The sequence below is a fragment of the Streptomyces sp. NPDC056169 genome (assembly GCF_042268445.1).
In the GTDB taxonomy this organism is placed as follows: domain Bacteria; phylum Actinomycetota; class Actinomycetes; order Streptomycetales; family Streptomycetaceae; genus Streptomyces.
The window spans coordinates 50673-54438 of sequence record NZ_JBHJUO010000033.1 but is presented as its reverse complement, the minus strand read 5'-3'; the positions used below and the strand labels follow the sequence as shown (position 1 = coordinate 54438).

General features: G+C 71.0%; 3 protein-coding genes. All 3 read left to right on the top strand.

All coding sequences use genetic code 11. The annotated features are described in order from the left end of the window. The first annotated feature begins 32 nt into the window (after positions 1-32). The 3 genes from ACFC0G_RS37475 (at position 33) to ACFC0G_RS37465 (ending at position 3666) form a co-directional block, all read left to right on the top strand. A complete protein-coding gene (locus ACFC0G_RS37475; RefSeq protein WP_376412927.1) occupies positions 33-1046 on the top strand; it encodes a carbohydrate ABC transporter permease in 1014 nt (337 codons plus the stop codon). A gap of 62 nt (positions 1047-1108) precedes the next feature. After that, the gene (locus ACFC0G_RS37470) at positions 1109-1948 is read left to right on the top strand and encodes a sugar ABC transporter permease (protein ID WP_376412936.1); all 840 of its coding nucleotides are present in this window, start codon (positions 1109-1111) and stop codon (positions 1946-1948) included. Positions 1949-1998: 50 nt separating this feature from the next. After that, positions 1999-3666 carry a glycoside hydrolase family 13 protein gene (locus tag ACFC0G_RS37465; protein ID WP_376412924.1) on the top strand — a complete coding sequence of 556 codons (1668 nt, stop codon included), beginning with the start codon at positions 1999-2001 and terminating at the stop codon, positions 3664-3666. Positions 3667-3766: the final 100 nt, after the last annotated feature.

The following is a 3766-nucleotide window of genomic DNA, read 5'->3' as shown; positions in this document are numbered from 1 at the left end:
TTTTTTGTTCTTTGGCGGGGGGGGGGGGGGTGGTGCCCCCCCCCCCCGCGGGGGGGGGGGGCGCGGCGGCGGGGCCCCCGCCCCCCCCCCGCCCCCGCCCCCGCGGAACTGGCAAGTCCCGGCGCGCTGCGAAGCGCTCACTCTCCACCCACTGGTACGCCTGGGCGATGGTCGCCCCGGTGATCGTCGTGATCGCCGTGATCATCGGCTACCCGCTGATCCGCGGCATCTACCTGTCGCTGACGAACGCCAACGAGCGGAACGTCGCCCGGTCGATCGGCGTCAACGAGATCCCGGCCACCTACGACTTCGTCGGCCTGGACAACTACGCCGACGCGCTCACCGGCAGTCAGTTCCTGTCCACCCTGGGCTGGACGCTGCTGTGGACGGTGTCCTGCGTCTCGCTGACCTTCGCGCTCGGCCTCGGCCTCGCCAACATCCTCAACCGCAAGATCGCCGGCCGCTCCGCGTACCGGCTGCTGCTGATCCTGCCCTGGGCCGTGCCCGGCTTCGTCTCCGTCTTCGCCTGGCGCTTCCTCTACAACCAGGACAACGGTCTGCTCAACAAGGTCCTCGCGGGCGGCGGCATCGACGCCGTCCCGTGGCTGAACGACCCCACCTGGGCCAAGTTCTCGGTCATCCTCGTCAACGTCTGGCTCGGCGTCCCGTTCATGATGGTCGCCCTCCTCGGCGGGCTCCAGTCCATCCCGAGCGAGATGTACGAGGCCGCCGAGATGGACGGCGCCAACGCCTGGCAGCGGTTCCGGCACATCACCATGCCCGGGCTCCGCTCGGTGTCGACGACGGTGATCCTGCTCTCCACCATCTGGACCTTCAACATGTTCCCGGTGATCTTCCTGCTCACCCGGGGCGGGCCCGGCGAGGCCACCCAGATCCTCGTCACCCAGGCCTACAAGTTCTCCTTCGAGGTCAGCCCGCGGGACTTCGCCCAGTCGTCGACGTGGGGCGTCCTGATCCTGGTCCTCCTGATGCTCTTCGCCGCGGTCTACCGGCGAGTCCTCCGCAAGCAGGGAGAAGTCTGGTGACCACCACGACCCCCACCCGCCGTGCCACCCGCCGTGCCACTCCCCAGGCCGCTCCCCGGACCGTGAACGCCCCGGTCCGCGGCCGCCGTTCGCCGCTCGCCTCGGTCGCCCTGCACCTCACGCTCATCGTGGCGTCCGTGATCGCCGTCTTCCCGGTGCTGTGGGTGCTCCTGACCTCCCTGAAGCCCGCCGAGTTCGCGATCACCACGGACTTCTTCAAGGAGACGACGCTCGAGAACTACACGAACCTCCTGAGGGACACCCCGTTCCTCACCTGGTTCGGCAACTCGCTGCTCGTCGCCGGCCTCACCACCGTCGTCGGCGTCTTCATCTCCGCCACCACGGGCTACGCCGTCAGCCGCTTCCGCTTCCCCGGCAAGCGCGGACTCATGTGGACCCTGCTCATCACGCAGATGTTCCCGGTCGCCGTCCTCATCGTGCCGATCTACAACATCATGGCGTCGATGGGCCTGCTCAACCAGCCGGTCGGCCTGGTCATCACCTACCTGACCATCGCCGTCCCGTTCTGCGCCTGGATGATGAAGGGCTTCTTCGACACCATCCCGCGCGAGATCGACGAGTCCGGCTACGTCGACGGACTCACCCCCTTCGGCACCTTCTGGCGGCTCATCCTGCCGCTCGCCAAGCCGGGCATCGCCGTGACGGCCTTCTACTCCTTCATCACCGCCTGGGGCGAGGTCGCCTACGCCTCCGCCTTCATGGTCGGCGACGAGAACCTCACGCTCGCCGGCGGACTCCAGAAGTTCGTCAACCAGTACGGCGCCCAGTGGGGCCCGATGGCCGCGGCCTCCGTGCTCATCGCCGTCCCCGCAGCCCTGGTGTTCCTCTTCGCCCAGCGGCACCTCGTCACCGGCATGTCGGCCGGTGCCGTCAAGGGCTGACGGCCCTGAGCACCCCGCCCGAACACACCTCCTTACCTCCCAGGGAAGACATGACCCAGCATCTCGCCACCCCGGCCGACGCCCCCACCACCGGCACGCACACGGGCTGGTGGAGAGACGCGGTGATCTACCAGGTCTACCCGCGCAGCTTCGCCGACGGCAACGGCGACGGCATGGGCGACCTGGAGGGTGTCCGCAGCCGGCTGCCGTACCTCAAGGAACTCGGCGTCGACGCCGTCTGGCTCTCCCCGTTCTACGCGTCGCCGCAGGCCGACGCCGGATACGACGTCGCCGACTACCGGGCCATCGACCCGATGTTCGGCTCGCTCCTCGACGCCGACGCCGTGATCCGCGAGGCCCACGAACTGGGGCTCCGGATCATCGTCGACCTCGTCCCCAACCACTCCTCCGACCAGCACGAGTGGTTCCAGCGGGCACTGCGCGAGGGCCCCGGATCGCCGTTGCGCGAGCGCTACCACTTCCGCCCCGGCAAGGGCGAGAGCGGCGAACTGCCGCCCAACGACTGGGAGTCCATCTTCGGCGGCCCCGCCTGGACCCGCACCCAGGACGCCGACGGCACCCCCGGCGAGTGGTACCTCCACCTCTTCGCTCCGGAGCAGCCCGACTTCAACTGGGAACACCCGGCCGTACGCGACGAGTTCCGCTCCATCCTGCGCTTCTGGCTCGACATCGGCGTCGACGGCTTCCGCGTCGACGTCGCCCACGGCCTCGTCAAGGCCCCGGGCCTCCCCGACATCGGCGCCCACGACCAGCTGAAGCTGCTCGGCAACGACGTCATGCCCTTCTTCGACCAGGACGGCGTCCACGAGATCTACCGCTCCTGGCGCAAGGTCCTCTCCGAGTACGACGGCGAGCGCGTCCTCGTCGCCGAGGCCTGGACCCCGACCGTCGACCGCACCGCGAACTACGTGCGCCCCGACGAGATGCACCAGGCCTTCAACTTCCAGTACCTGGGCACCCACTGGGACGCCGCCGAGCTGCGCCGCGTCATCGACGACTCGCTCGCCGCGATGCGCCCGGTCGGCGCCCCCACCACCTGGGTGCTGTCCAACCACGACGTCACCCGGCACGCCACCCGCTTCGCCAACCCGGCGGGCCTCGGCACCCAGCTGCGGACCGCCGGCGACCGCGAGCTCGGCCTGCGCCGGGCCCGGGCCGCGACCCTGCTGATGCTGGCCCTGCCCGGCTCGGCCTACGTCTACCAGGGCGAGGAGCTCGGCCTGCCGGACGTCACCGACCTGCCCGACGAGGTCCGCCAGGACCCGTCGTTCTGGCGGGCCAGCGGCCAGGACGGCTTCCGCGACGGCTGCCGGGTGCCGATCCCGTGGGCCGTCGAGGGCCCCTCGTACGGCTTCGGCGACGGCGGCTCCTGGCTGCCGCAGCCCGCGACCTGGGGCGCGCTGAGCGTCGAGGCGCAGGCCGGCGACCCCGGCTCCACCCTGGAGCTGTACCGCAGCGCGCTCGCCGTGCGCCGCGAGCGTCCCGAACTCGGTGCGGGCGAGTCGCTGGAGTGGCTGGAGGCGCCCGAGGGCGTCCTGGTCTTCCGGCGCGACGGTTTCGTCTGCACCGCCAACACCACCGGCCGGGCCATCTCCGTCCCGCTGCCCGGCCGGTTCCTCCTCTCCAACGAGGAGATTCGGATCGTCGACGACGAGATCGAACTCCCCGCGGACACCACCGTCTGGTGGGCGGTGTGACGATCCCCCTGCCGCGGGGGGGGCGGGGAGGGGCGCCCGGGCGCGGGGGCGTGGCGGGCCCGGGCCGGCGGGGGGGGGGGGCCCGGGCCGGCGGGGGCGC

Coding starts and splice junctions, on each gene's coding strand:
- ACFC0G_RS37465 (WP_376412924.1), top strand. CDS start 1,999: ATGACCCAGCATCTCGCCACCCCGGCCGACGCCCCCACCACCGGCACG.